The 24,256-nt window shown below is 68.2% G+C and carries 22 protein-coding genes, 1 other RNA gene and 1 pseudogene; 12 read left to right on the top strand and 12 right to left on the bottom strand.

What is annotated here, in order from left to right; genetic code table 11:
• The first annotated feature begins 9 nt into the window (after positions 1-9).
• Positions 10-1,014 carry an HlyD family secretion protein gene (locus BMZ17_RS10740; protein WP_093138574.1) on the top strand — a complete coding sequence of 335 codons (1,005 nt, stop codon included), beginning with the start codon at positions 10-12 and terminating at the stop codon, positions 1,012-1,014.
• 165 nt (positions 1,015-1,179) lie between these two features.
• Here BMZ17_RS10740 and BMZ17_RS10735 read toward each other — a convergent pair whose 3' ends face one another.
• The 10 genes and pseudogenes from BMZ17_RS10735 to BMZ17_RS10690 all read right to left on the bottom strand — a co-directional run bounded on the left by BMZ17_RS10735 (position 1,180) and on the right by BMZ17_RS10690 (position 11,597).
• A complete protein-coding gene (locus tag BMZ17_RS10735) occupies positions 1,180-2,460 on the bottom strand; it encodes a citrate synthase (RefSeq protein WP_093138573.1) in 1,281 nt (426 codons plus the stop codon).
• Positions 2,461-2,707: 247 nt separating this feature from the next.
• Positions 2,708-2,950, bottom strand: coding sequence for a type B 50S ribosomal protein L31 (locus BMZ17_RS10730; protein WP_093138572.1), 243 nt, complete (start codon positions 2,948-2,950; stop codon positions 2,708-2,710).
• A 70-nt stretch (positions 2,951-3,020) separates the two neighbouring features.
• Positions 3,021-3,959: a nucleoside hydrolase gene (locus tag BMZ17_RS10725; protein WP_093138571.1), complete on the bottom strand. Its 939-nt coding sequence runs from the start codon at positions 3,957-3,959 to the stop codon at positions 3,021-3,023.
• Positions 3,960-4,136: 177 nt separating this feature from the next.
• Entirely contained in the window at positions 4,137-6,296 is a 2,160-nt protein-coding gene (recG, locus tag BMZ17_RS10720) for an ATP-dependent DNA helicase RecG (RefSeq protein ID WP_093138570.1), read from the bottom strand.
• Positions 6,297-6,384: 88 nt separating this feature from the next.
• Complete coding sequence (locus tag BMZ17_RS10715) at positions 6,385-6,771, bottom strand: RidA family protein (protein ID WP_093138569.1); 387 nt, start codon at positions 6,769-6,771, stop codon at positions 6,385-6,387.
• Positions 6,772-6,872: 101 nt separating this feature from the next.
• Positions 6,873-9,041, bottom strand: a complete 2,169-nt coding sequence (locus BMZ17_RS10710) for a RelA/SpoT family protein (protein ID WP_093138568.1) — start codon at positions 9,039-9,041, stop codon at positions 6,873-6,875.
• A gap of 200 nt (positions 9,042-9,241) precedes the next feature.
• Positions 9,242-9,538, bottom strand: coding sequence for a DNA-directed RNA polymerase subunit omega (gene rpoZ / locus BMZ17_RS10705; RefSeq protein ID WP_093138567.1), 297 nt, complete (start codon positions 9,536-9,538; stop codon positions 9,242-9,244).
• Positions 9,539-9,682: 144 nt separating this feature from the next.
• Positions 9,683-10,008 (bottom strand): annotated as a pseudogene (locus tag BMZ17_RS10700) (low molecular weight protein tyrosine phosphatase family protein).
• A 12-nt stretch (positions 10,009-10,020) separates the two neighbouring features.
• Positions 10,021-10,635 (bottom strand): guanylate kinase, encoded by a 615-nt coding sequence (gene gmk / locus BMZ17_RS10695; protein ID WP_093138566.1) that lies wholly within the window; start codon positions 10,633-10,635, stop codon positions 10,021-10,023.
• Positions 10,636-10,736: 101 nt separating this feature from the next.
• Positions 10,737-11,597: a YicC/YloC family endoribonuclease gene (locus tag BMZ17_RS10690; RefSeq protein WP_093138565.1), complete on the bottom strand. Its 861-nt coding sequence runs from the start codon at positions 11,595-11,597 to the stop codon at positions 10,737-10,739.
• Between the two features lie 105 nt (positions 11,598-11,702).
• Between BMZ17_RS10690 and rph the strand changes: the two genes are divergently transcribed.
• The 7 genes from rph to pepQ all read left to right on the top strand — a co-directional run bounded on the left by rph (position 11,703) and on the right by pepQ (position 18,893).
• Positions 11,703-12,428, top strand: a complete 726-nt coding sequence (gene rph / locus BMZ17_RS10685) for a ribonuclease PH (protein WP_093138564.1) — start codon at positions 11,703-11,705, stop codon at positions 12,426-12,428.
• A gap of 15 nt (positions 12,429-12,443) precedes the next feature.
• Positions 12,444-12,836 carry a VOC family protein gene (locus BMZ17_RS10680; protein ID WP_093138563.1) on the top strand — a complete coding sequence of 131 codons (393 nt, stop codon included), beginning with the start codon at positions 12,444-12,446 and terminating at the stop codon, positions 12,834-12,836.
• Positions 12,833-13,438: an RdgB/HAM1 family non-canonical purine NTP pyrophosphatase gene (rdgB, locus tag BMZ17_RS10675; protein WP_175485555.1), complete on the top strand. Its 606-nt coding sequence runs from the start codon at positions 12,833-12,835 to the stop codon at positions 13,436-13,438. The genes BMZ17_RS10680 and rdgB overlap by 4 nt, the downstream gene beginning before the upstream one ends.
• A 34-nt stretch (positions 13,439-13,472) precedes the next feature.
• A complete protein-coding gene (gene hemW, locus BMZ17_RS10670; RefSeq protein ID WP_093138561.1) occupies positions 13,473-14,636 on the top strand; it encodes a radical SAM family heme chaperone HemW in 1,164 nt (387 codons plus the stop codon).
• Positions 14,637-14,722: 86 nt separating this feature from the next.
• Positions 14,723-17,110 carry a DUF1631 domain-containing protein gene (locus BMZ17_RS10665; protein ID WP_093138560.1) on the top strand — a complete coding sequence of 796 codons (2,388 nt, stop codon included), beginning with the start codon at positions 14,723-14,725 and terminating at the stop codon, positions 17,108-17,110.
• A complete protein-coding gene (locus tag BMZ17_RS10660) occupies positions 17,107-17,445 on the top strand; it encodes a PilZ domain-containing protein (RefSeq protein ID WP_093138559.1) in 339 nt (112 codons plus the stop codon). Before BMZ17_RS10665 ends, BMZ17_RS10660 begins: the two co-directional genes overlap by 4 nt.
• A gap of 128 nt (positions 17,446-17,573) precedes the next feature.
• Positions 17,574-18,893 (top strand): Xaa-Pro dipeptidase, encoded by a 1,320-nt coding sequence (gene pepQ / locus BMZ17_RS10655; protein WP_093139619.1) that lies wholly within the window; start codon positions 17,574-17,576, stop codon positions 18,891-18,893.
• Between the two features lie 99 nt (positions 18,894-18,992).
• On the opposite strand, the gene BMZ17_RS10650 is transcribed toward pepQ, so the two are convergent.
• Entirely contained in the window at positions 18,993-20,321 is a 1,329-nt protein-coding gene (locus BMZ17_RS10650; protein WP_093138558.1) for an aminopeptidase P N-terminal domain-containing protein, read from the bottom strand.
• Positions 20,321-20,860: a UPF0149 family protein gene (locus BMZ17_RS10645; protein WP_093138557.1), complete on the bottom strand. Its 540-nt coding sequence runs from the start codon at positions 20,858-20,860 to the stop codon at positions 20,321-20,323. The genes BMZ17_RS10650 and BMZ17_RS10645 overlap by 1 nt, the downstream gene beginning before the upstream one ends.
• A gap of 153 nt (positions 20,861-21,013) precedes the next feature.
• Here BMZ17_RS10645 and BMZ17_RS10640 point away from each other — a divergent pair, with 153 nt between their 5' ends.
• The 4 genes from BMZ17_RS10640 to ssrS all read left to right on the top strand — a co-directional run bounded on the left by BMZ17_RS10640 (position 21,014) and on the right by ssrS (position 24,230).
• A complete protein-coding gene (locus BMZ17_RS10640) occupies positions 21,014-23,266 on the top strand; it encodes a putative bifunctional diguanylate cyclase/phosphodiesterase (RefSeq protein ID WP_093138556.1) in 2,253 nt (750 codons plus the stop codon).
• A gap of 69 nt (positions 23,267-23,335) precedes the next feature.
• Positions 23,336-23,557: a TIGR02449 family protein gene (locus BMZ17_RS10635; RefSeq protein ID WP_093138555.1), complete on the top strand. Its 222-nt coding sequence runs from the start codon at positions 23,336-23,338 to the stop codon at positions 23,555-23,557.
• Entirely contained in the window at positions 23,554-23,850 is a 297-nt protein-coding gene (locus BMZ17_RS10630) for a cell division protein ZapA (protein WP_093138554.1), read from the top strand. The genes BMZ17_RS10635 and BMZ17_RS10630 overlap by 4 nt, the downstream gene beginning before the upstream one ends.
• 195 nt (positions 23,851-24,045) lie before the next feature.
• A non-coding RNA gene (gene ssrS, locus BMZ17_RS10625) (6S RNA) lies at positions 24,046-24,230 on the top strand.
• Positions 24,231-24,256: the final 26 nt, after the last annotated feature.

Raw genomic sequence — 24,256 nt, 5'->3', positions numbered from 1 at the left:
CGAATCCATATGAACACCCAATCCCTGATCCGTACCGCCCTGACCGTGATCGTGGTGCTGGCCGCGGCCCTCATCGGCCACGCGCTGTGGAAGCACTACATGTATTCGCCGTGGACGCGCGATGGCCGCGTGCGCGCCGAGATCGTGCGCGTGGCGCCGGATGTCTCCGGTCTGGTCGCCGAGGTCGACGTGCATGACAACCAGCTGGTGAAGGCCGGCGACGTGCTGTTCCGCATCGACCCGCGCCGCTTCGAACTGGCCCTGGCCCAGGCCGATGCCGACCTCGGCGCCGCCCAGGCCGCCGCGCGCGCCGCCGGTGCCAGCATCTCCGCCGCCAGCGCCGGCACCGCCGCCAGCCAGGCCGATTACGAAAAGTACGAAGCCCAGTCCGAGCGCCGCCAGAAGGCGGCCGCGGTGATCTCCGCCGAAGACCGCGCCGACGCCGTGGCCACCGCGCGCGCCGCGCAGGCCGCCGTCGCCCAGTCGCGCGCCAACCGCAACGCCGCCACCGCCTCGCAGGCCCAGGCCCTGGCCGCGGTCGAGCAAGCACAGGCCGCCGTCGACCTGGCCCAGCTCAACCTGGAACGCGCCACCGTGCGCGCCACCGCGCCGGGCTACATCACCAATCTCGATGTCCGCATCGGCGACTACGCCAGCGCCGGCAGCGCGCGCATGGCGCTGGTGCGCAGCGACAGCCTGTGGGTGTATGGCTACTTCGAGGAAACCAAGCTGCCGCTGATCCGTGCCGGCGATGTCGCCGACGTGCGCCTGATGAGCGGCGGCCACGCACTCAAGGGCACAGTCGAAGGCATCGCGCGCGGCATCACCGACGCCGACAACCCCACCAGCAGCGGCGACCTGCTGGCCGATGTGAGCCCGACCTTCAACTGGATCCGCCTGGCCCAGCGCGTGCCGGTGCGCGTGCGCATCGATCCAGCCAGCATCCCCAAGGACATGGTGCTGGCCGCCGGCATGACTGCCTCGGTCACCGTGCATCCGGCACAGCGCGACTGAGCATTTGCGGGCGCCGCTTCAGCGGCGATGAGGCTTTCTTCAAATTGTTTCGGAGAGCCCCATCGCTGCTGAAACGGTTCGCACAAGCATCAACAGCTCACCGCAATCGCAGGCATAAAAAAGCCCCGCAACCGCGGGGCTTCTTCCTTCACCGCAGGCTGAAACTCAGCCCTTGGTGTAGTCGCGGCTCGGCGAGCCGGTGTAGATCTGGCGCGGACGGCCGATGCGGGCATCGGGATCGACCTGCTGTTCCAGCCAATGCGCGACCCAACCCGGCGTACGGCCGATGGCGAACATGACGGTGAACATTTCGGTCGGGATCTTAAGCGCCTTGTAGATGATGCCGCTGTAGAAGTCGACGTTCGGATAGAGCTTGCGCTCCACGAAGTAGTCGTCCTGCAGCGCGGCTTCTTCCAGCTTCATCGCCACTTCCAGCAGCGGATCGTTGACGCCCAGTTCGCCCAGGACCTTGTGGGTCATCTCGCGGATGATCTTGGCGCGCGGATCGAAGTTCTTGTACACGCGATGGCCGAAGCCCATCAGGCGGAACGGGTCGTTCTTGTCCTTGGCGCGCTCGACGGCCTTGGCCACGTTCTTCGCATCGCCGATCTCGGCCAGCTGCTTGAGCACGGCTTCGTTGGCGCCGCCGTGTGCCGGGCCCCATAGCGCGGTGATACCGGCTGCGACCGAGGCGTACGGGTTGGCACCGGTGGAACCCACCAAGCGCACGGTCGAGGTCGACGCGTTCTGCTCGTGGTCGGCGTGCAGGATGAAGAGCAGGTCCATCGCCTTGGCGACCACCGGGCTCAGCTCCAGGTCTTCGCTCGGCACTTCGAACATCATGTGCAGGAAGCGCTCGACGTAGCTCAGGTTGTTGCGCGGATAGCGGATCGGCTGGCCGGCGGTGTAGCGGTGCGCGGCAGCGGCCAGGGTCGGCATCTTGGCGATCAGGCGGATCGCGGCGAGGCGGCGCTGTTCCGGATCGTTGAGGTCCAGGGTGTCGTGGTAGAACGCCGAGAGCGAGGCGACCGACGCGGCCAGCATGGCCATCGGGTGCGCGTCGTGACGGAAGCCCTGCAGGAAGCTCTTGAGCGACTCATGCATCATCGTGTGATGCGTGACTTCGTGTTCGAACTTGCTCAGCTCGTCCGAGCTGGGCAGCTCGCCGTTCATCAGCAGGTACGACACTTCGGTGAAGCTCGACTTGGCGGCCAGCTGGTCGATGGGATAGCCGCGATACAGCAGCACGCCCTTGTCGCCATCGATGTAGGTGATGGCCGATTTGCAGCTGGCGGTGGCGCCAAAACCGGGGTCGTAGGTGAAGAGACCCGTTTCCTTGGTCAGCTTGGAGATGTCGACGCAGTCGTTGCCAAGCGTGGGTTTCAGTACAGGCAGGGCCACCGATTTTTCACCGGCGGTCAGCGTGACCTGGTCAAGTTCGGACACAGTGCACTCCTTCGTGGGGAAGCGCCAAAGCCTGTCGGCCGTGGCGCAGGACAGGATCCGCAGCAAAAGGCGCTACGGAGTCCGAGGATTATCGCATACGGCCGCGGATCGATGCCTGTTTTGAATGGATTGCGTCAGATGAAAGGACGCGTTTTCGGCTGACACCTGCGTCAGTCGCGCGCATACGAAAACGGCCGCGTCCCGAAGGACGCAGCCGTTGTTCGAACATGCGGAACGAATCGTTCGATCAGCGCGCGTAGCGCTTCTGGAACTTGTCGATGCGGCCGCCGGTGTCCATGACCTTGTGCTTGCCCGTGTAGAACGGGTGCGAAGCGGACGACACTTCAACCTTGACCAGCGGGTATTCGTTGCCGTCTTCCCACTTCACGGTTTCCTTGCTGGCAAGGGTCGAGCGGGTCAGGATCTTGAAATCGGAAGTGACATCGTGGAAGACGACGTCACGGTACTGCGGATGGATGTCGGCTTTCATGCGGCACCAATGAATAGTGAAAATTTGAGCCGGGCATTCTAGCGGCCCGATTCACCTCGTGCAAGGGGGCTCAGCAGGCCGCCAGCGCGGCCTGCACCAGCGCCTCGAACCGGGCCTGGTCGTAACCCAGCAACAGCCGGGCATTGTCCGGGCGACCGGTCTGGCGATTCCAGTCGGTGATCGTCGCGCCACGCGTCAGGGTGCCGGCCAGCTCGACCGCGAACGGGCGCGATTCCAGCCGGGTGGCGCCGTCCGGATGCAGGGCATAGGCCATCGCCAGCGCATCGGCGCTGTGCCAGCGGTCGCCGCGGCGGTCGGCCGACCACAGCCGGGTCTGGCGCGAGATCTGGTCGTAGAACGCCGCCCGTGGCGACGGTGCGGTCAGCCATTGCTCGACATCGGCATGCGGCAGGCCGTGAGCCATCGTCGCTTCCCAGTCGGCCACGTCGAACTGCGGGAAGGCCTCGAACACCAGATGCGCCGCTTCCGGGTCGAAGGCCACGTTGAACTCGGCTGCCGGGGTCAGGTTGCCGTGGGCGGAAACCGCGCCGCCCATCACCACCAGCCGCTTCACCCGCTGCGGCAGCGTCGGATCGAGCTTCAGCGCGACGGCGACATTGGTCAGCGGACCCAGGGTGACCAGAAGCAGCTGGCCTGCGTATTTGTGCGACAGGCGCAGGATCGCCAGCGCCGCGTGTTCGGCCTGCACGCCGTGGGCAGCCGGCGCATAGCCGACATCGCCGAAACCATCCTGGCCGTGCACGTCGGCCGCATCCGGCGAGGGATGCAGCAGCGGGCCGGGACAGCCGGCGTAGACCGGCACGTCGCTGCGGCCGGCGACTTCGCACAGCTTCAGCGCGTTGCGCACGGTGTGGTCCAGGCCGACATTGCCGGCGGCGATGGTCAGGCCGACCACCGCATGCGCGGTGTCGTTGAAGGCCATTAGCAGGGCGAGCGCGTCATCCACGCCCGGGTCGGTATCGATCAACAGCGGAGTTTTTTCAGTCATTCCCCATTATGGCCCGCGCCATGTTGCTGCTTCCAACGCGTCCATCACGCGCCTGCTCGCGGGCAAAAAATTGGCCGCCATTTCGGCAGCCACGGGGGGATGGGCGGTCGTTTGACCCAGGGGATTGGCCCGACACCCATCGGGTTCAACGCAGGCGGCGATCATGCCAGGCCACGCTCACGCGCTGGCGTAGCGTGCGGCGCCGCCGATCCAGCGCTCGGTAATGCGCTCGGCCAACGCGGGCGAAGTCGCCAGGAGCGTTTCGGCCAGGTCATGCACCTGCGGCAACAGGCCAGCATCGCGCGCCAGGTCGGCGACGCGGAACGCCGCCAGGCCGGTCTGTCGCGTGCCGAGCAGTTCGCCCGGGCCGCGCAATTCCAGGTCTTTCTCCGCGATGACGAAGCCATCGTTGGTTTGCCGCATCGTGTCCAGGCGCTCGCGCGCCATCTGCGACAGCGGCGCCTGGTACAGCAGCACGCACGACGAAGCCGCCGCGCCGCGCCCTACCCGCCCGCGCAGCTGGTGCAACTGGGCCAGGCCGAGGCGCTCGGCGTTCTCGACCACCATCAGCGAGGCATTGGGCACGTCGACACCGACTTCGATCACCGTCGTGGCGACCAGCAGGTCGCTTTCGCCCTGCTTGAAGGCCCGCATCACCGCCTGCTTTTCTGCTGGCTTCATGCGCCCGTGCACCAGCGCCACGCGCGCGTGCGGCAGCACTTCGGTGAGCTGTTCGAAGGTGGTCTGCGCGGCCTGGGCTTCGATGCGCATCGCAGGGCCACCGCGCGGTGCGGGCGCCGCCTTGGGGTCGTCCTCGGCTTCTTCGATCAGGGTGCAGACCCAGTACACCTGCCGGCCTTCGGCGCAGGCGGCGCGGATGCGCTCGATCAGTTCGGGCCGGCGCTCGGCGTTGAGCGCAATCGTCTGCACCGGCGTGCGGCCCGGCGGCAGTTCATCGATCGCCGAGACATCCAGGTCGGCGTACGAGGCCATCGCCAGCGTGCGGGGAATCGGCGTGGCCGTCATCACCAGCTGATGCGGCACGCGACTGGCCCCATCGCGATCCTGCGAACCCTTGTCGCGCAGCGCCAGGCGCTGGTGCACGCCGAACCGATGCTGCTCGTCCACGATCGCCAGCGCCAGATCGTGGAAGGCGACCGACTCCTGCATCAGCGCATGGGTGCCGACCACGACCTGTGCGTGCCCGTTGGCAACCTCTTCCAGCACCTTGGTGCGCGCCTTGCCGGTGACCTTGCCGGCCAGCCAGGCCACGCGCACGCCCAGCGGCTCGAGCCAGCCGCGCAGGTTGGCTAGATGCTGCTCGGCCAGCAGTTCGGTCGGCGCGGCCAACGCGACCTGCTTGCCCTTCTCGACCGCCAGCATCGCCGCCAGCGCGGCCACCACGGTCTTGCCGCTGCCCACGTCGCCCTGCACCAGCCGCAGCATCGGTCGCGGCTGCGCGAGGTCGCTACGGATCTGGGCGAGCACCTTCTGCTGCGCGCCAGTGAGCTTGAACGGCAACGCCTTGAGCAGCTTGTTCACCAGCACACCCTTGCCTGCCAGCGCGTGCGCGCCGTGCTGCTGCAGGGCGATGCGTTGGCGACGCAGGCTCAGGTGATGCGCGAGCAATTCCTCCAGCGCTAGCCGACGCTGCGCCGGATGCGTGCCGGCCGAGAGCGCAGCCACATCGGCGTCGCGCGCCGGGCGATGCATGGTGATCAGCGCTTCGCGCAGGGTCGGTAGGCGCAGTTCGCGCAGCAGGTGCTCGGGCAGCAGTTCCAGCGCGACCTGGTCGGGCAAGCGATCCAGCGCCTGGGCGATCAGCTTGCGCATCGTCGCCGGGCCGACGCCTTCGATCTGCGGATACACCGGTTCCAGCGTGTCGCCCAGCGGCGATTCGCCTTCGATGCCGATCAGCTTGTAGCTAGGATGGACGATCTCCAGCCCCTGCTGCCCCGGACGCGGCGTGCCATACACGCGGATGCGCTGGCCAATGGCGAACTGCCCGACCTGCGCGGCACGAAAATGGAAGAAGCGCAGCACCAGCGTGCCGTAGGAGTCATCGCCAATCGCAACGCGCAACACCGGGCGATAGCGGAACCCGCGTTCGACCGCTTCGATCGTGCCTTCCACTTGCGCGGCGACGCCGGGCTGCAGGCGCGCGATCGGGGTCAGCGAAGTACGGTCTTCGTAGCGCAGCGGTAGCTGCAACCACAGGTCCTGCAGCGTCAGCAGGCCGCGCGCCGCAAGCTTCTCGGCCACCTTCGGGCCGGCGCCACTCAAGCCGACGATGGGTCGGTTGAAGGCGGGTTCCAGGCTGCGGGCGGCGGACGGCATCGCATAAGGATGCCGGCCGCCACCTGCGATTACCACTTCAATCCATCGCGCGCGGCTGTCGGAAAACGCCGCGCGCGATACGGCGCGATCAGCCGCCGAGCACCATCACCGCGTCGACTTCGAACAGCGCCGCCTTGGGCAGGCCGGAGACTTCGATGGTGGAACGGGCCGGGAACGGCGCGACGAAGTATTCCTGCATGACCGCGTTGACCGCGGCGAACTGCGACAGGTCGGTCAGGTACAGGCCCAGGCGCACGATGTCGCCCAGCGAGCCGCCAGCGGCTTCGGCCACGGCCTTGAGGTTGTCGAACGAACGACGCGCCTGCGCACTGATGTCGCCTTCGACCAGATTGCCGGTAGCCGGGTCCAGCGGGATCTGGCCGGAGAAGTACACGGTGTTGCCGGCGCGCACGGCCTGCGAATACGGGCCGATCGCGGCCGGAGCCTGGTCGGTGTGGATGATCTGCTTGGTCATGCGGGCGGGCCTTGTGTAATGAACTCAGGCTCGCATTGTAGGCGCTGCGCGGTGACAGGCTCCACGCGACGCGCCCTGGCGCGGCGGCAGAACCTGATGTTTTACGTGCGCCGCACGCCCAGCACCGACTGCAGGCGGCGCACGCGGCGCATCACCTCGGCCAGGTGGCTGCGGTCGCGCACCTGGATGTTGAAGCGCATCACCGCCGCGTTGATGTCGCGCTCCAGGTATTCCACGCGCTCGATGTTGGACTGGCTCTGCGCGACCGCCGCAGCGACCTGCGCCAGGGCACCGGTGCGGTTTTCGACCTCGATAAGCAGGCTGGCGTCGTAATCGCCACTGACATTGGAATCCCAGTCGATCGGCACCCAGCGATCCGGCGACTTGCGGAACTCGGCGACGTTGGGGCAATCGAGCCGGTGCACCACGATGCCCTTGCCGGCGGTGTGGAAGCCCATGATCTCGTCGCCGGGGATCGGCTGGCAGCAGTTGGCGAAGCTGATCACGCCACGCTCGCCGCCGGTGATCAGGATCTTCTCGATCGAATGCTTGGAGTGGCCGCCGCTACGCAACTCGGCGAAGGCCATCATCGCCTGCGCCGCCTGCGCCGGCATCCAGTTGCCCAGCGCCACGTCTTCCAGCAGGGCTTCCAGGCGCGGGTATTTGTGTTCGGTGAGGAAGGCCTCCAGGCGCTGCGCCGGCAGGCGGTCGAGCGAGCTGTCGAGGTCTTCCAGCGCGCGATCGAGCATGCGATGGCCCAGCTGCACGGCATCTTCGTGGCCGAGCTGCTTGAGCTGGTGGCGGATCGCGGTGCGCGCCTTGCTGGTGACCACGAACTCCAGCCACTGCGGCTTGGGCGCGGCCGACTTGGCGGTGATGATCTCCACGCTCTGGCCGCTGGCGAGCTTGGTGCGCAGCGGTACCAGCTTCTTGTCCACGCGCGAGGCCACCGCCTGGTTGCCCACGTCGGTGTGCACGGCGTAAGCGAAATCCAGCGCGGTCGAGTTGCGCGGCAGCGAGAGGATCTTGCCCTTGGGCGTGAACAGGTAGACCTCGTCCGGGAACAGGTCGACCTTGACGTTGTCCAGGAATTCCAGCGACGAGCCGGCCGAGCGCTGGTTCTCGATCAGTTCGGAAATCCACGCATGGGCGCGGCTCTGCGCGCTGCTCGGCATCTGCTGGCCGAATTTGTAGGTCCAGTGCGCGGCGATGCCGCGTTCGGCGACCAGGTCCATTTCCTCGGTGCGGATCTGCACCTCGATCGGCGACCCGTAAGGACCGAACAGCACCGTGTGCAGCGACTGGTAACCGTTGGCCTTGGGGATCGCGATGAAATCGCGGAAGCGCCCGTCCAGCGGCTTGTACTGCGCGTGCGCGGCACCGAGCGCGTGGTACGCATCGGGCACCGACGCGACGACCACGCGGAAGCCGAACACATCCATCACCTGGTCGAAGCTTTTCCCTTCGCTGCGCATCTTGGTGTAGATGCTCCAGGCAGTCTTGACCCGGCTCACCAGCCGGTTGGCGATGCCTTCGCGCGTCATCCGCTGCGACAGATCGGTTTCGATCTGGGCGAGCGCCTCGCGGCGCATCACCGGCTGGCTCTGGATGTGTTTTCGGATCACCGCATGGCGCCACGGATACATCGCGGCAAAGCTCAGGTCCTGCAGCTCGGACTTGACCAGGCTCATGCCCAATCGCTGTGCGATCGGCGCATAGATGTCCAGCGTCTCGCGCGCGATGCGGCTGCGCGCTTCCGAACTCTGCGCGCCAAGCGTGCGCATGTTGTGCAGGCGATCGGCCAGCTTGATCATGATCACGCGCAGGTCGCGCGACATGGCCAGCAGCATCTTGCGGAAGGATTCGGCGGCGGCTTCCTTGCGATCGCGGAACTTCAGCTTGTCCAGCTTGGTGACGCCATCGACCAGTTCGGCCACGGCTTCGCCGAAGGCGCTGGCGATTTCCTCGCGGGTCAGCGGCGTGTCTTCGATGGTGTCGTGCAGGACCGCGGCGATCAGCGTCTCCACGTCCATGCCCAGCTCGGCCAGCACCTGCGCCACGGCCACCGGATGGGTGATGTAGGGCTCGCCCGACTTGCGGGTCTGGCCTTCGTGCGCGGCGGCGCCGACTTCCCACGCGCGGCGCAGCAACGGCAGCTGGTCATCGGGCAGGTAGCTGGCAGCGGCCTCGAAACGGCGGACGTACTCCGGTACGTCGTCGTCCTCTGGCAGCTGGGGTCGGATGGCCTTGCTGGAACGCCCTGAGTTCATTGCACAAAGCCTATGCCAGCGACGCCATCGCGGCAATGCACCATGTGCGGGAAATCACGCGTTCGGGATGGTGCAAGTCCCGGCCAGCGGCAGGAACCGCTGCCAGCACGCGCGCCACCGCGTGGCCGCAGCCCTGAAATGCCGACGGCCCGCACAAGGCGGGCCGTCGGGTGGAGCAAGCAGGTCGATCTTGCGATCGATCAGTCGTCGCCCTTGGACATGTCGTCGTCGGCGACCACTTCGGCGGCGGCCCACTCCAGCGCTTCGCGCTCGGCGCGCTCACGCTCGGCCTTCTCGACGCGGTCGATCAGCTCGTTGTCGACCTTGCGCGCGGCGATTTCACGCAGCGCCAGCACGGTCGGCTTGTCTTCGGTCTCGTTGTCGATGGTGGCCTCGACGCCGTTGGCTAGCTGGCGGGCGCGCTTGGCGGCCATCATGACCAGCTCGAAACGGTTGTCGACGACTTCCAGGCAATCTTCTACGGTGATGCGGGCCATGTGGGCTCCAGGCGGACTGCCACCGGCAAGGTGGGCCGCGCGAATAGCGGAAAGGGACCGCGGATTCTAGGGGCGCCCGCCCCGGATTGCAATGCAATCCTTCAAAATCAGGCAGTTAAGCCAGATCCCAGCCCAAGAATCGGCTCAACGCCGCGGCAGATGGCGCGGGACCCGCGCCTGCAGCAGCGCGATCAGCTTCGGGTCCATGAAGTCGTAGTCGTCCGGAATGTCCAGGCAGGCCACGCGCACGCCGTCCAGATGCGGACGGAATTTCTGCGATAGCCGCGAACGCTGCGCTTTCTCCATGACCAGGACCAGATCGGCCCAGGCCAGCAGTTCGGGCGTCAGCGGGTCTCGGCGTCGTGGTTCAGGCCGGCCGAGGCCGCTTCGATTCCGGGCCAGTCGGCGAAGACCTGCTCGGCGGTCGGGCTGCGCAGCCGGTTCTGGCTGCAGACGAACAGGACGTTCAAGCAGTGCGCGCGTCAGTCCGCCAACAGGGCGTCGATCAGGCCGCCGTGCTCGGCCTTCTGCTGCTCACGGCGCAGACGGCTGGCGGTAAAGATCGCGCACATTTCGTCGACGGCCTGGTCGAAGACCTCGTTGACGATCACGTAATCGAACTCGTCGTAGTGCGACATCTCCTCGCGCGCAGCCGACAGGCGCTGGGCGATGACCGCCTCGCTGTCCTGGCCACGCTTGCGCATGCGCTGCTCCAGCGCGTCGCGCGAAGGCGGCAGGATGAAGACGCTGACCGCGTCCGGCACCTTCTCGCGCACCTGGCGTGCGCCCTGCCAATCGATCTCCAGCAGCACGTCCTGTCCAGCCGCCAGCTGCGGCTCGACCGACTGGCGGGCACTGCCCTTCCAGTCGCCGTGGACGCGGGCGTATTCGAAGAAATCGCCGGCGTCGATCATCGACTGGAACTCGTCGGCGCTGACGAAGTGATAGTGCTGGGCATGGCGCTCGCCCGGCCGCGCGGCGCGCGAGGTGAACGAGATCGACAGGCTGATGCGCGGGTCGCGCGCCAGCGTGGCGTTGACGATGCTGCTCTTTCCGGCGCCCGAAGGGGCCGCGACGATATAGAGGGTGCCGCGCATGGCAGTGGTGGCCTTGGCATCGCCGGCGAAGCGGCGGTTGCGTCAAAAGGCGGGCAAGTCTAGCAAAGCCGCGCCGGGCCGCCAGCGGCGCCCGCCCATGCTCATTCCAGGTTCTGGACCTGCTCGCGGATCTGGTCGATCAGCACCTTCAGCTCCACGGCGATGCTGGTGGTGCGCACGTCCACCGACTTGGAGCCCAGGGTATTGGCCTCGCGGTTGAACTCCTGCAGCAGGAAGTCCAGGCGACGGCCCACGGCCACGTCCTGCTTGAGCACGCGGCGGATCTCCTTGATGTGGCTGCCCAGGCGATCCAGCTCCTCGTCCACATCAAGCTTCTGCAGCGACAGCACCAGCTCCTGCTCCAGGCGCCCGGGATCGGCCGGCTGGGCCAGGTCGGCCAGGCGCGCTTCCAGCTTCTGGCGCTGGCCGTCGCGGATCAGCGGAATCAGCTCGCGGGCCTCAGCCGCGCGGACCTCGATGCCGTCCACGCGCTCGGCGATGGCTTCGGCCAGCTTGCTGCCTTCGCGCTCGCGGGCGGCGATGAACTGGTCCAGCAGCGTCTCCAGCAGCACCAGCGCCTCGGCCTGCAGCACCTCGGGATCGATGTCGCGGCTGCGCAGCACGCCGGGGTACTGCAGCAGTTCGGTGAAGCTGGTCTGCAGGCCGGGGAAGCGCGAGAGCAGCTGCGCCTTGGTCCGCGACAGCTCATCGACCACGTCCTCGTTCAGATGCAGGCCGCTTTCGCCATCGGCCGCCCGCAGGCGCAGCACCAGGTCCAGCTTGCCGCGGCCGACGCGGGACGAGACGCGCTCGCGCAGGGCCGGTTCCAGCGCACGCAACTCGTCCGGCAGGCGCAGGCCCAATTCCAGGAAGCGGTGGTTGACCGCGCGCAGTTCGGCGCTGAGCGCGCCGCCCTCGATCGGGCGCTCGACGGTGGCGTAGGCGGTCATGCTGCGGATCACGGCGGGCGGCTTCCAGGGCTGTAAAGAGGCGCCGATGGTACCCTAGCGCACCGCGCGGCCTGCTCGAACGCACCGCTGCGACTCACTTCTCCAAAGCGATCCTCCATGACCTTTTCCCGTCCCAGCGGTCGCGCTGCCGACCAGCTTCGCCCCGTGTCGATCCAGCGCGGTTTCACCAAGCATGCGGAGGGCTCGGTGCTGGTGTCCTTCGGCGAGACCCGCGTGCTGTGCACCGCCAGCGTGGAGAACCGCGTGCCGGGCTTCCTGCGCGGCAAGGGCGAGGGTTGGGTGACGGCCGAGTACGGCATGCTGCCGCGCTCCACCCACACCCGCAGCGATCGCGAGGCCGCGCGCGGCAAGCAGGGCGGCCGCACGCTGGAAATCCAGCGCCTGATCGGCCGGTCCTTGCGCGCCTGCGTGGACCGCGGCGCGCTGGGCGAGCGCACCATCACCCTGGACTGCGACGTGCTGCAGGCTGACGGCGGCACCCGCACCGCCGCCATTACCGGCGCCTACGTGGCGTTGGCCGATGCGATCAGCGGCCTGAAGGCCCGCCGCGAGATCAAGCGCGACCCGATCTTCGGCGCGATCGCCGCGGTGTCGGTGGGCATCTACAAGGGCGTGCCGGTGCTGGACCTGGACTACGCCGAAGACAGCGACTGCGACACCGACATGAACGTGGTCATGAACGACGGCGGCGGCTTCATCGAGGTGCAGGGCACGGCCGAGGGCCACGCCTTCCGCCGCGAGGAAATGGACGCGCTGCTGGGCCTGGCCCAGGCCGGCATCGACCAGCTCGTGCAGGCACAGCGCGACGCGCTGGCTGGCTGAGCGGAGCCAACAGCGATGAAGCGCACGCTCGCCCTGGTGACGGTGCTGGTCGACGACTACGACCGCGCCATCGCCCACTACACCGGCGACCTGGGCTTTGCCCTGCTCGAAGACACCGACCTGGGCGGCGGCAAGCGCTGGGTGCGCGTGGCCCCGCACACCGACGACGCCACCGCGTTGCTGCTGGCGCGCGCCAGCAATGACGCCCAGCGCGCGCGCATCGGCGACCAGACCGGCGGGCGCGTGGGCTTCTTCCTGCACACCGATGACTTCGCGCGCGATCATGCGGCGATGACCGCGCGCGGCGTGCAGTTCCTCGAAGCGCCGCGCTACGAGTCCTACGCCACCGTCGCCGTGTTCCGCGACGCCTACGGCAACCAGTGGGATCTGCTGGAGCCCAAGGCATGAAACGTCTCGTCCTGGCCAGCGGCAACGCCGGCAAGCTGGCTGAATTCAACGCGATGCTCGCGCACCTGCCGTACGAGATCGTCCCGCAAAAAGCATTGGGCGTCGAAGACGTGCCCGAGACCGGCACCACCTTCGTCGAGAACGCGCTGATCAAGGCGCGCCACGCCTGCACGGTGACTGGCCTGCCGGCGCTGGCCGATGATTCGGGCCTGATCGTCGACGCACTCGGCGGCGCGCCCGGCCTGTACAGCGCGCGCTATGCAGGCGAACCCAGCAACGCGGCGGCCAACAACGCCAAGCTGCTCGACGCGATGCGCGACATCCCTGACGGCCAGCGGCGCGCGCGCTTTTACGCGGTGATCGTGCTGCTGCGCCACCCGGAAGATCCGCAGCCGCTGATCGCCGAAGGCGCGTGGGAAGGCGAAGTGATTCGCGAGCTGCGTGGCACCGGCGGCTTCGGCTACAACCCGCTGTTCCTGGATCCGGACTACGGCCTGACCGCGGCGGAAATGGACGACGCGCTGAAAAACAAACTCAGCCATCGCGGCCGCGCGCTGGCCGTGCTCAACCAGCAGCTGACCGCGCTGTTCGCCGGCACCTGAGAATCCAGCCATGACGGCGTTGCCGTCTTCCGCCATGTCCGTCGCCCTGATCCCGCCCCCACTCTCGCTGTACGTCCACCTGCCCTGGTGCGTGCGCAAATGCCCGTACTGCGATTTCAACTCGCATGAGGGCAAGGGCGCGCTGCCGTTCGATGATTACGTCGATGCGCTGATCCGCGACCTGGAGCAGGACCTGCCACTGGTGTGGGGGCGCAGCGTGCACAGCGTGTTCTTCGGCGGCGGCACGCCGAGCCTGTTCCCGGCCGAACAGATCGATCGCTTCCTGCAGGCGGCCAGCGCGCGGCTGCGTTTCGTGCCCGAGTGCGAGATCACCCTGGAAACCAACCCGGGCACGGCCGAGCACGGGCGCTTCGATGCGTATCGCGCCGCGGGCGTGAACCGGCTGAGCTTCGGCATCCAGAGTTTCGACGACGGCTGCCTCAAGCGGCTGGGCCGCATCCACGACAGCGCCCAGGCCGAAGGCGCCGTGAAGCTGGCCCAGGACGCCGGCTTCGACAACCTCAACCTGGACCTGATGTACGCCCTGCCCGGCCAGTCGCTGGAGATGGCGCTGTCCGACCTGGAGCGCGCCTTCGCCCTGCAGCCGGCGCACCTGTCGCATTACCAGCTCACCCTGGAACCCAACACCGTGTTCTTCGCCCGGCCGCCCAAGGGCATCCCCGAGGAAGACGACGCCTGGGACATGCAGGAGGCCTGCCAGGCGCGCATCGCGCAGGCAGGTTTTAGCCATTACGAAGTCAGCGCCTATGCGCAGCCGGACCGGCAGTGCGCGCACAACCTCAACTACTGGCGCTACGGCGATTACCTGGGGATCGGCGCCGGCGCGCACGGCAAGATCACCTCCGGCGGCGAACAGACCATCCTGCGCCGCTGGAAGACCAAGCATCCGACCAGCTACCTGGCCAGCGCCGGCACCGCGGCCAGCCTCGGCGGCGATGACCTGATCGCACCGGAACGCCGGCCGTTCGAATACATGCTCAACCTGCTGCGCCTGCGCGAAGGGTTTGCGCTGCGCGATTTCCAGGTGCGCACCGGCCTGCCGGCCGCGCAGCTGGCGCCGGCCCTGGCCGAAGCGGCGCAACGCGGCTGGCTGGAAGTGACCGATACGCACGTGACCCCCACCGCGCTGGGGCTGCGTTTTGCCAACGACGTCATGGAACTGTTCCTCGACGCCTGAAATTTCCGCTACGCCTGGCCACGGAAGGCGCGGTTGACAGGTGTGTTAAAAATCCGTGGCACAGCGCACGGCCCAAACGGAACCCAATGGCTGCTTCAGGGGTTGCTTCGACCATCTTTCAATCGCACGACACGCTCGCCGGGTCGACCCTTCCCGTGCGCGTGCGGCGCATTCTGGATGTGCTGCTGACCCAGCTGCAGCCGGAGCTGGCCACGCGCCTGGACGCCACCGCCGACGCGCTGGAGCAGGAGCTGTTCACCCAGGCCGAGCGTGCCCGCAGCAACGAGCTGCAGGGCACCCACATGGCCAACCTGCAGCTCCTGCGCAAGCACCGAGCACGGTTGTTGCCGCAGATGGCCGCCGCGCTGGAAAGCGAGCTGGCCAACCTGCGCACGCCGCGCGAGGCGCCGGAGGAGCCAGCCGAGATCCCCTCGATGCTGACCCTGGTGGCCGATGACGACATCGACCAGGACATCGTCCTACAGGAAATCGCCCGCCGGCACGAAAACCGCCACCACGAGGCCCTGACCCTGTTGTCCCAGCGCATGGGCGTGCTGGCCGGCAGCCCGGCGTTGGAAGAAGCCCAACAGCCGCTCTCGCCGCAGTCGCTGTGTCGCGCCCTGCGCGCAGCCGCGGCCGAGCTGGACGTGGACCTGCCGACCCAGCTGCAGTTCTACCGCCTGTTCGAACAGCACGGCATGGCCAGCTACGGCGATCTGCTGGACGCGCTGAGCGAACTGCTCGGCCAGCAGGGCGTGCTGCCGGGCCTGGTGTTCGCCCCGCAACGCGCACGCACGCCGTCGGGCCGGGTGCCGGTCACCCGCGACACCCAGTCGCCGGAAGTCCCGGCGGTCAAGACGCCGACCAAGGTCGCCGCGCCGCCGCCGATGCCCGGCGCGGGCGAAGTGCCCAGCTGGGCCAAGCCGCCGGCATCGACCCGGCCCGCGCCGAGCGCTTCGACCTTCGCCTCGCTGCAGCGCTTGCTCTCGGCCGGGCATGCCCGCGCCAGCGCCACGCCACAGGTCCGCACCGACGCCATGCCCGGCTGGCTGGCCGGCGCGGGCGCGGGAACGCCGAGTCCGGGCGGATCACCGGGCGCGACGCCTTCCAGCGGAATGCCCGCCACGCCCGGCGCCCGCACCGCGGCCAGCCCCGCAACCGCCCGCAGCCCGGGCGCCCAACCCGGCGTCGCCCTGCCCACCGGCAAATTGCTGAGCACGCTGCAGACCCTGCAGCTGCAGGTCGCCCAGGGCCAGGCGCCGCAAGCGCCGACCTCGCTGGGCGAGATCCGCGAACGCACCCTGGCCGGCCTGCGCCGCGCCCACGGCCCGGATGCCGAGCTGGCGCGCGAGGATGCCGACACCTTCGAACTGCTCGACCTGCTCTATCACGAGATCGGCCGCGAGGTCCGCAAGGGCCCGGCCGCCGATTTGCTCGGCCAGCTGCAGGTGCCGATCGTCCAGGCCGCACTGAACGACCGCGAGTTCTTTCTGCGCCCGCAGCACCCGGCGCGCGAACTGCTCAACGCCGTGGCCGAGTCCGGTGCCAACTGGCTGGGCGAGGACGAGGTCGATCCGGTCCTGCTGCAGAAGCTCAAGGCCGCCGTCACCAAGGTGCTGGCCGAGTACACCGGCGACGAATCGGTGTTCGAACACGCGCACCGCGAAGTGCAGGACCACTTCCAGGTCGCCGCGCGCAAGGCCGAGGTCGCCGAACGCCGCCACGTGGAAGCCGCCCGCGGCCGCGACCGGCTGGAACTGGCCAAGCGCGGCGCCGCCGAGCTGATCGAAGGCGCGCTGGACGGCCGCCAGCCGGCGCCGTTCGTGCAGGCGCTGCTGACCCAGGCCTGGGCCGACGTGCTCACCCTGACCCGCCTGCGCAACGGCGAGGAATCTTCCGAGTGGCAGGAAGTAGCCGGCATCACCGCGCATATCGCCCAGTCCATCGGCGGCCCGGGCGCAAAGCCCGAGCCTGAGCTCGCCCCGCGCATCGAACGTGCCCTGGTCCACGTCGGCTACCACGGTGACGAAGCGGCGGTGATCGCCCAGCGCCTGTCCGGCGCCGACAGCGAGCCACCGGGCAGCGCCGACCTGGCCGCGCGCATGCAGGCCCGCGCCAAGACTGCCGCGGCCGAAGCACCGGTCAAGGTTGTGCTGCCGCCGCGCAGCGCCGCCGAGCAGGCCAGCTACGACATCCTGCGCAAGCAGCCGTTCGGCACCTGGTTCGAGTTCGTCCACAACCAGCAGGGCGACGTGCGCCGGCTTCGCCTGTCCTGGTTCAACCCGACCAGCGACCACGCGCTGTTCGTGAACCAGCGCGGGCAGAAAGTCGGCGACCACACCCTGGACAGCGTGGCGCGGCTGATGGCGCGCGAGCAGGCGCGCATCCTGACCGAAGACCGCGGCAGCCTGATCGACCGCGCCTGGCAGGCCACCGTCGGCAAGCTGCGCGAAATGGCCGGAGTCGAGGAATGAGCATCACCGAAGCCCGCCGCGCCCAGCGTCGCAATCCCAACGGCGCCATCGTCGTCAGCGACGTGATGACCGGCCACATGATCGGCCGCATCGGCAACATCTCCGAGGCCGGCATGCTGCTGGTGGCCAGCGAGCCGATGCGCGAGGACGCGCTGTACCAGCTGCAGTTCACCCTGCCCGGCAGCACCGCCGCGCGCGAAGCCACCATCGACGTCGGCGCCCACCTGCTGTGGACCGGCGCTGCCCACACGCCCGGCCAATCGCTGTGTGGCCTGCGCTTCCTGACCCTGTCGCCGGCGCATCTGGCGGCATTGCGGGACTGGGTGGGGCGCTGAACTCCAGCTTGATTGCAAAATCGTTGTAGTGCCTGCCCCTTCGCGCATGACGCGAAAGGGAGGCTCAGACATCCAAGGCGCGTAAAATCGCAGGCTCACCCGCACCACGAGTCTTCGCCATGTCGCTCCTGCCCGATCCCGCCCCGCTCTACGCCGCCCACCTGGCCACGCTGAAGGCGCGTGCGGACGAAGCCTTGGCCCGTGGCGGGCTGGATCACCTGGTGATTCCCAGCGGGCGCCTGCATTACCAGGCGTCCGACGACCTGGGCTATCCGTTCTACGTGAACCCGCAGTTCAAGGCCTGGCTGCCGCTGACGCGCGTGCCGGACAGCTGGATCGTGTACACGCCGGGCCAGCGGCCGCAGCTGATCTTCCTGCAGCCGCGCGACTACTGGCACGTGGTGCCGGCCACGCCGGAAGGCTGGTGGGTGGAGCACTTCGACCTGCACATCATCCGCACGCCGGATGAGGCCATCGCCCTGCTGCCCAAGCCCGCGCGCCTGTGCGCGATCCTGGGCGAGGCGCACAGCACGCTGGGCGAATACGCGCCCAACAACCCCGAAGCCGTGGTCGATTACCTGGCCTATCACCGCTCGTACAAGACGCCGTACGAAATCGCGCTGATGCGCCAGGCGCAGACGCTGGCGGTGCGCGGCCATCGCGCGGCAGAACGCGCCTTCCGCGCCGGGGCCAGCGAGTTCGACATCCACATGGCCTATTGCGCCGCCGTCGGCCAGGACGCCAGCGAACTGCCCTACGGCAACATCATCGGCCTCAACGAGCACGCCGCCGTGCTGCACTACACCGAGCTGGGCCGCACCGCGCCCGCGGTGTCGCGCAGTTTCCTGATCGATGCCGGCGCCAGCGCCGCCGGTTACGCCAGCGACATCACCCGCACCTACGCGGCCGATGCCGGCAGCGAGTTCCAGGCGATGATCGAGGCGGTCGATACCGCGCAGATCAAGATGGGCGCGGCGGTCGCGCCAGGCGTGGACTACAAGCAGCTGCACATCGACGCGCACCTGTCGCTGATGGGCATCCTCAAGGACTTCGGCGTGATCAAGGTCTCGCCGGAAGCCGCGCTGGCCAGCGGCGTGTCGGCGGCGTTCTTCCCGCATGGCCTGGGCCATCCGCTCGGCCTGCAGGTGCACGACGTGGCCGGCTTCGCCCAGTCCGACCGCGGCGGCCGCATCCCGCGTCCGGAAGGCCATCCCTACCTGCGCATGACCCGCGCGCTGGAGCCCGGCATGGTGGTGACGATCGAACCCGGCCTGTACTTCATCGACATGCTGCTGGACGACGCCAGGGCCGCCGGCCACGGCGACGCGATCGACTGGGACCGCGTGGCGCACTTCAAACCCTTCGGCGGCATCCGCATCGAGGACAACCTGCTGTGCACTGACAGTGGTGGGGACAACCTGACGCGACCTGCTTTCGCCGCGAACTAAACAGCAAATGTGTGGGAGCCGCTTCAGCGGCGATGGGGCTTCATCGGGAAAGCCTCATCGCCGCTGAAGTGGCTCCCACAAAAGCTTGTCGAGCAGCGCTCAGCTCGCGCTTGCCATCACCGCTTCGATCTCGTCGGCGCTGCGCGCCAGTGCGCCGGTCAGCACTTCGTGACCGGTGGCGGTGATCACCACGTTGTCTTCGGTGCGGATGCCGATGCCGCGCCACTTGGCGTCCACGCTGGTGTCGTCGGCGGAGATGTACAGGCCCGGTTCGATGGTGAAGACCATGCCCGGCTCCAGCAGGCGCGAGTCGCCGGCCAGCCGATAGTCGCCGACGTCGTGCACGTCCAGGCCAAGCCAGTGCCCGGTCTTGTGCCGATAGAAGCGCTTGTAGCTGCCATCGGCGATGCGCGCCTCCAGCTTGCCCTTGAGCAGGCCCAGCCGCAGCAGGCCTTCGGTGAGGGTTTCGACCGCCGCGTCATGGCCCGCTTCGTAGGCCACGCCCGGCCGCGCCTGCGCCATCGCCGCGGCCTGCGCGGCGCCGACCAGGTCGTGCAGCGCGCGTTGCGCCGGACTGAACCTGCCATCGACCGGGAAGGTCCTGGTGATGTCGGCCGCGTAGTTGCGGTATTCGGCGCCGGCGTCGATCAACACCAGGTCGCCAGCTCTGGCCTGGCCGTTGTTGGCCACGTAATGCAGGGTAATCGCGTTGGCCCCGGCACCGACGATGCTGCCGTAGGCCGGCCACGCATCGTGGCTGCGGAACACGCATTCCAGCATCGCCTGCAGCTGGTACTCGCGCATGCCCGCACGCACGCCGCGCATCGCGATCAGGTGCGCCTCGACGCTGATGTCGGCGGCGCGCTGCATCAGCTTCAGTTCGTCCTTGGACTTGAACAGCCGCTGTTCGTGCAGCAGGTGGCCCAGCTCGAGGAATTCATGCGGCGGCTGCGCACCGGCGCGCGCGTGGGCGCGGACCTGGTTCACCCAGCCGATCAGTTTGAGATCGAACTCGGTGTCGCGGCCGAAGTGGTAGTAGACGCGCGAACGCCCTTCCAGCATCCCGGGCAGGATCTCGTCCATGTCCTCGATCGGATAGGCGTCGTCCATGCCGTAGTCATCGACCGCGCCCTGCTGGCCGGCACGCGGGCCGTCGTAGACCTCGCGCGCGGGGTCGCGGTCGCGGTTGAACAGGATCACCTCGCCGTGGCGGCGGCCGGGGATCAGCACCAGCACCGCGTCCGGTTCCGGGAACCCGCTCAGGTACCAGAAGTCTGAATCCTGCCGGTACGGATAGTGCGTGTCGTTGCTGCGCACCCGCTCGGGCGCGGCGCGCAGCACCAGGATCGCGTCGTCGCCGACCATGCGCATCAGCTGCTTGCGCCGGCGTGCGAACTCGGCGGCGCTGATCCCGGCAGCCGATTTCATCAGTTCAGACTCTTGCGATGCCTGGGCGCCAGCACGCAGTCGCCGTGCAGCAGCAGGACCGCCACGCGCACGAACTCCTCGATCTCGGCCAGCGCGTCCTCGTCTTCCTCGCTCTCGCCCAGCTCGGGGCTGGCCTGGGCCAGCTTGCCCAGGTCGGCCAGCGCTTCGGCGCCGTCGTCGGACAGCGCCGCCTCGCCCACCGCGGCCAGGCCGAAGCCGCCCAGGAACGCCCGGCACCATTCGAACAGCGCCTGCGCGCGGTCCTCCAGGCCGGAGGCCGCCTCGGGCAGCAGCAGGTCGAAGCCGAAACCGCGGTCTTCCAGCTGTGCGGCCGTGGTGGTGCGCAGTTCGTCCAGCGGGCTGTCCGGCGCGGGCGCGGCCACGGCCGGATCGGCAAGCACGCGCGCCGGCCAGGCGATGACGTTCTCGCCGCCACCTGCCAGCCAGCCGCACAGGCCGCCGTGGAGTTCAAAGGGGGTCGCGCCAAGGCCCAGGCTGCGGGCAGCCTGGTCGATGGCTTCGGGGGTCGGCAAGGTCATCGCGTGGCGGCCTGCGGACGGTCAAAAGCATCGGATTGCATGGCCGAAATTGTAGAACGAAAGTCATGTAACCGCTTGTTGTGTGACGCATCGCACGCCTACACTCCGGGCATTCCCCACGCTGTCGGACGAGGCGGAGCCGTTCCCGAAGTCATGCCGACAATCCCCCCCCTCGCCCTGCTGGGCGCCGTGCAAGCCTCCACGACCACCCGCGTGGTGTGGATGGTCATCGCCGTGCTGGTGCTGGTGGCGGTCGTCGTGATCGGCAGCCGCGCATGGTGGCTGCCCTTGCTGCGCCGGCGTCTGCCGCAGGCCGCGCCCGTCCATGAGGGCGACGACCACCTGAAGCTGGCGCTGTGGGCCTCGGGCGAGGTGTTCTGGGACTACGACCTGGTCAAGCGCCGCCTGCACCGGATGCGCGCCGACGAGCATTCCCCTTCCAGCGGCCATGCCATCGCCATGCTCACCCGCGTGGGCGAAGTGCCACTGATCCATCCGCACGACATGCCGCTGGTCACCCAGCGCCTGCGCAGCCACCTGCGCGGCGAGGCGCCGCTGTTCACCTCCGAACACCGCATGGACATGACCGGGACCGGCAGCTGGATCTGGGTGCGCGCCCGCGGCCGGGTGGTCGAATCCGACACCGCAGGCCGTGCGCTGCGCCTGGCCGGCACCGCGCGCGACATCACCGCAAGCCGCAACGCCGAGTACGAGCACCGCGTGGCCAGCGAGGTCATGCGCAGCATGAGCGAGGCGGTCGCGGTGCTGGATGCCGAATACCGCTTCATCACGGTCAATCCGTCCTTCAGCCGCATGACCGGCTATGACGGCGCCGAAGTGGCCGGCCAGCCGCTCACGCTGCTGGACAGCCGCCAGAACGCCACCGACAGCACCTCGCGTATGAGCGGCCAGCTGCAGCGCGAGGGCCGCTGGTCCGGCGAGGCCTGGAAGGTGCGCAAGGACGGCGAGGAAATCCTCTGCCGGATCGAAACCAACGTCGTGCCCGACGCCAGCGGCCAGCGCCTGATGGTGGTGCTGGTGCTCAACGACATCACCGAGCAGAAGCGCGCCGAGCAGGAACTGCGCTACCTGGCCAACTACGACACCCTGACCAGCCTGCCCAACCGCTCGCTGCTGTCCGAGCGCCTGTCGCGCGCGGTGGTGCGGGCGCGGCGCGAGAAGAGCCGGGTCGCGGTGCTGTTCATCGACCTGGACCGCTTCAAGGACATCAACGATTCGCTCGGCCACGCCACCGGCGACCGGATCCTGCGCGCCGCCGCCGCGCGCGTGCAGGAGACCGTCGGTGCGCAACACACCGTGGCGCGCCTGAGCGGCGACGAATTCACCGTGGTGCTGGAAGCCATCTCCTCGACCACCGAGGCCGAGCGCGTGGCCGAACGCGTGATCCAGGCCTTCAGCCAGCCGCTGGCGTTCGGCGAGCGGCTGGAACTGGCGGTGTCGCCCTCGATCGGCATCAGCGTCTATCCCGACCACGCCCAGGTGCCGACCGAACTGCTCAAGCACGCCGACACGGCCATGTACCAGGCCAAGTCCGCCGGCCGCCACACTTGGGCGGTGTATTCCGAGGCCATGGACGAGAAGACCCGCCACCGCGCGATCCTGGCCAGCGCCCTGCGCCGCGCCTTGGAGCGCAACGAACTGCGCGTGGTCTACCAGCCGCGCCTGTCGCTGCACGACCAGCAGGTGATCGGCACCGAAGCCCTGCTGCGCTGGGAAAGCCGCGAGCTGGGCGAGATCTCGCCGGCGCAGTTCATCCCGCTGGCCGAGGAAAGCGGCCTGATCGTGGACATCGGCATCTGGACCCTGCGCCAGGCCTGCCAGACCCTGCGCGAGTGGCACGACGCCGGTCTGGACGAGCTGAGTGTGGCGGTCAACGTGTCTTCGCTGCAGCTGCAGCGTGGCGACCTGGCCGACGTGGTCGCCCGCGTCCTGGCCGAAACCGGCGTCAATGCGTCGTGCCTGGAGCTGGAGCTGACCGAAAGCGTGCTGATGGCCAACCCCGAGCAGAGCAGCAACGAGCTGCGCGCCTGCCGGGCGCTGGGCGTGTCGATCGCCATCGACGATTTCGGCACCGGTTATTCCTCACTGGCTTACCTCAAGCGCCTGCCGCTGACCACGCTGAAGATCGACCAGGAGTTCGTGCGCGACATCAACCACGACGTCGAGGATGAGGCGATCACCAGCGCGATCATCGCCATGGCACGCTCGCTGTCGCTGAACGTGGTTGCCGAGGGCGTGGAGACCGCCGCGCAGATGGCGTTCCTGCAGCAGCGCGGCTGCGACGAGGTGCAGGGCCACTATGTCAGCCGGGCGCTGGAGCGCGCGCAGTGCCTGGATTTCATCCGCGCCTACTACCCCGGCGCGGACGTGTTCGCCGACGCCTGAACCGCAACGCCTGCGCGGCTCGACCCGCGCGCTTGACCGCCCCCGCCACGCGTGCCTATCGTGCCGGCCATGGACCCCTTGCCCTCGATCGAACAGCTCCGCGCCCTGGCTGCACGTCTGCAGGAGCTGGGCGATCGCTGCCAGCGACTGACCGATGAAAACCGCAGCCTGCGCGCGCAACAGGAGCAGCTGGCCGGCGAACGCTCGCAGCTGCTGGCCAAGAACGAACTGGCGCGCTCGCGGGTGGAAGCCATGATCACGCGCCTGCGATCCCTGGAGCAGCACACGTGAGCAGCAACGAGCCGGTCAACGTCCATATCCTGGATCGCGAATACACCATCGGCGTCGAGCCGGGCGAACGCGGCAGCCTGATGGCCGCTGCCAAACTGCTGGATACGCGCATGCGCGAAGTGCGTGGCGCACACCGCCTGGCTTCCGCAGATCGCATCGCGGTGCTGGCCGCGCTCAACCTGGCGCACGAACTGCAGCAGCTGCGCGACCAGCAGGCCGCGCAAGACAGCGAGCTCACGCGCACGCTGGGCGATCTGCATCGCCGCCTCGACGGCTGGTTGGAACCGCGCTGATTCCCCATTGTTGTAGGAGCCGATTCATCGGCGATGAAGCCTGCGAAGTTGCGTCGCATCGCCGCCGAATCGGCTCCCATAAGATCCAATGCAACGTCAATGCGCGTTCGCAAATCCGCTACCTCCATCACCGTGCACTGAACCGCGCCGACAAACGGGCTAGGCAAAAAAGGATGCGGGGCTATACTGATCGCGCATCCTCTGCTGTGTGCGACAGCGTCAAAACATTCGCCTTGTCCCTTAATGACGACTACGGGGCATCAACGGAAGCCGGGAGCGCAAGTCCGCCTTAGCAGCGGGAAGCCCGATGGCCCCCAAGGTGTCCCACTTGGACCCCGGGTTCAAGGTCGTTTCGAAGCATCGCCATTGGCGGAGGATGTCTTCAATCTTCTAGAATGCCGCGCCC

Origin of the sequence: Pseudoxanthomonas sp. GM95, from assembly GCF_900109775.1 — a bacterium.
Classification (GTDB): Bacteria; Pseudomonadota; Gammaproteobacteria; order Xanthomonadales; family Xanthomonadaceae; genus Pseudoxanthomonas_A.
Note: the sequence above shows the minus strand (reverse complement) of the source record. Positions and strands in the feature narration are given on the sequence as shown.